Source organism: Paenibacillus sp. Y568 (assembly GCF_059445545.1).
Genome location: NZ_JCAIUM010000046.1, coordinates 1 through 1,876, shown reverse-complemented (window position 1 = coordinate 1,876; position 1,876 = coordinate 1). Strand labels below are relative to the sequence as shown.

At 36.6% G+C, this 1,876-nt stretch carries 2 protein-coding genes; both read left to right on the top strand.

Annotation, left to right across the window (positions count from 1 at the left end):
* Positions 1 to 184 precede the first annotated feature (184 nt).
* A complete protein-coding gene (locus AC1D7X_RS25665; RefSeq protein ID WP_495476424.1) occupies positions 185 to 964 on the top strand; it encodes a GNAT family N-acetyltransferase in 780 nt (259 codons plus the stop codon).
* A 255-nt stretch (positions 965 to 1,219) separates the two neighbouring features.
* A complete protein-coding gene (locus AC1D7X_RS25660; RefSeq protein WP_495476423.1) occupies positions 1,220 to 1,594 on the top strand; it encodes a hypothetical protein in 375 nt (124 codons plus the stop codon).
* Positions 1,595 to 1,876: the final 282 nt, after the last annotated feature.

Here is a 1,876-nt window from a genome sequence, read left to right as displayed (position 1 = left end):
CTCCTCGGTTGCCAAGAAGGATATCGTAGAAGTAGGTTCAGGCAACACATTCAATCGGCTAAGTCTAACGACCCGGACCTACGGTCCTTAAGCCGCTTGAACGTCAGGAATGCCAAACGTTATGTGCAATTGCCCTAAAATCTAAAAATCATAAAACAATGTTAACCTAACTGGGAGGTTGAATATGAATCGGTTCATTATTAGGTCTATCGTAGAAGGAATGGAAATTTATTTTCGGAGTTTTTCGCTAAACTGTGAAATTATTTGTCATGAAGAAGATGTTGAATGGATTATTCCCAAACCCTCATGTTCAGGTCCGTCTATTATATATAGGGCATCGTTACATAAAGAGAATATTGAGGTTAGTATTGAAACGACTATAAAAGGTATAGAAGAAGGAATAATCCCAGCGTGGTGGGTTATTAATCCAGAATCAACTCCTGACAACCTAAAAGAAACTTTATTAACGAAAGGTTTTGTATGTCTTGGTGATGATGAACCTGGAATGGCATTATGTTTAGACAATGCACTAAAATTTCCAGAATGCCCACAATATATTAAAGTCTGTAGAGTACAATCATTGGAAGAGTTTAAGGATTGGATCCATACTGTTAATAAAGCTTTGCATGGTTGGGATTTGTTGAGCACCGATAAATACTATTCTTGGTTAGGCGCAGATAACATTGTTTTTTATTTAGCATACTTTGAAGGAAAGCCAGTAGCGACTTCAGCAACAATTCAAAATGGAAACAAAGGTTCAATAGAATTTGTATCAACATTATCTGAATATCGAAAACGTGGAATTGGCACAGCAGTAAGTGTTACTGCATTATGTGGTTTACGAGATAAAGGCGTAAGTTTAGTTACGCTAAGATCATGCAATGAAGCGATAAATATGTACAAAAAATTAGGATTCCAAACCTATTACAACCAAATTATTATGAAATATGAAAGAAATCAATAATTAGGATTAGAAATTCCTGTGAGCATTTCAAAGAAGAGGGCAACTGCACATAACAATGCATTTTTGCTTCGTCGCTGACGCTCCTTGGTCGCCAAGTGGTATTTCGGAGAAGTGGAAACAGGCGACACATCCAACCGGCTAAGTGGCAGAGCCACCCGGACCTGCGGTCCTTAAGCCGTTCAGACGTCAGAAATGCGCAACGTTATATGAAAGTCCAGAAATGCTGATAAATTCTTAAAGCGGAGGAAATTGAAATTGAATAACATAGTGAACTTTAATTTAATTAAGAATACAATAAATGATTTTGGATGGTATAAATGTAGGTTTGCTAATAGTTTTAGGTTTTTTATTGATCGGGATAAATACTATGAAGAGATTTCTAAACTTGAAATCGTGTTTGATTACATAGGAGAAGAGAGATATTTAATAACAGTTCATTTTAAGGAATTAGGGCCTTATGAGTTAAGAGCTGGTGGTTCTAGAATTCAATTAAGTAGCTTTCAAATTGATGATATTCGTGATCATGGTTGGAATGAATTGAATTATAAGATATCTGATTGTGAAATGGGTGGAGGCATAAAATTGTATTGTAAAGATATCGAAGTAATATCAATTGATATTTGCAAGTAATTCAATGATGTCTGGACCTTCATATAACACAAGTTTCACGCAGCGGACATTCGTCCTCGGTTGGAAGAAGATAAATCAATGAAGTGAACCCACCAACACAGAAACCCACCTGATGAAAGCTAGGGCTAGAAGAAGGTGGGTTTCCGTCGTGAACCTCTGAACGTTAAGCGAAACCCCTGTGAAAACCAGATGAATGAATTAAGAATCAGGATCCTAGAAAGTAAAAGGATGTGAACTGAAGTGAGATTACCCTACAAGATTGGATATATGATCACTCTTACA

What these genes read in the sequence shown, in the direction of transcription:
- AC1D7X_RS25665 (WP_495476424.1), top strand. Translation starts at nt 185, where the DNA reads ATGAATCGGTTCATTATTAGGTCTATCGTAGAAGGAATGGAAATTTAT.